This window comes from Marinagarivorans sp., assembly GCF_982758155.1.
Map to the genome: position 1 here is coordinate 1 of NZ_CEXWTU010000358.1, position 1188 is coordinate 1188.

1 protein-coding gene is annotated in these 1188 nt (G+C 54.1%); it reads right to left on the reverse strand.

Annotated elements, in window-relative coordinates:
• Window positions 1-199 precede the first annotated feature (199 nt).
• On the reverse strand, window positions 200-1188 hold a 989-nt coding region (priA, locus tag AC3A8L_RS20770), incomplete at its 5' end, for a replication restart helicase PriA (RefSeq protein ID WP_487964187.1).

Below are 1188 nucleotides of genomic sequence, written 5' to 3' on the forward strand. Positions count from 1 at the left end.
GTTTTCTGAGCAAGGCGCTCGAAGGGGCGCATGCCGGGGCATGTAACGCTTTGGGTAACGCAGTTGAGGAAGCAGGAGGCAAGTATTTTTGGATAAAGTATTTTTTCCTCAGCCCTTAAGTTCAAACGCCGCAAAAAGCGCGGCATTGTGGGTTTGACGCAAAGCGAGGTCAAGTGCTTCTTGCCTGAGTGGTGTTTTTTTATCCCATATCTTGCGGGTCGACATCAATCGACCAGCGTACTCGCTTACTGAGTGCATCCTTATCGATCTCGGTGACGAGCTGTTGTAAAAGCTGTGTACGCGTTTGGCGATGGCTAAACTGGAGCTGGAGCTGGTAGCGAAAGCGATCGTTGCGGCGCTCCATAAAGGCGGGTATCGGCCCTAGGTAGCTACAGTCTGGGCTAGGCGGTTGCAGTCGGCGTGCCATTTGCGCGACTTTGGTCAGCAGTGCTTTGGCGTTCTCGGCGCGTTTTGATTCGGCCCGTATTAACGCCATGTGATTAAACGGCGGCATGCGACTGCTTGCGCGTTCATTCAGCAGGTTTTTGGCGAAGTTGTGATAGCCCTCAGTCACTAGCTGAGTAAGCATGGGGTGGTCGGGACGATAGCTTTGAATAATGACGGTGCCGGGTTTCTCTGCGCGGCCTGCGCGGCCCGCTACTTGGATAATCTGTTGCCCCATGCGCTCTATACCGCGGAAATCGCCGCTTAATAACCCTTGATCGGTATCTACAATGACTACCAGCGTAACATTAGGAAAGTGGTGTCCTTTGGCGAGCATTTGCGTGCCCACTAATAAGCAGGGTTTGCCATCTAGTAGCTTTTCGGTGAGTTCTACCATCGCATTTTTTCGCTGCATGGAATCTTGATCTACCCGAATAACCGTATGCTGCTGGAACGCGGCCTGCAGTGTTTCTTCTGCGCGCTCGGTACCTTGGCCTAAAGCGCTGAGGGCCGGATTCATGCAGCTGGGGCATTGTGACGGAGGGTAAGCCATCGCGCCGCAATGGTGGCAATGGAGTTTGCGCGGGCTATTGTGAAGCGTCATTCGGGCGTCGCAATATTTACAGGCTGCAGACCAGCCGCAGCTCTGGCATAGCAGTGAAGGCGCAAACCCTCTGCGGTTGATAAAAACCAGCGCCTGCTCGCCGCGGGCCAGAGTCGCTGCAATAGCGTCCATACTGGCTT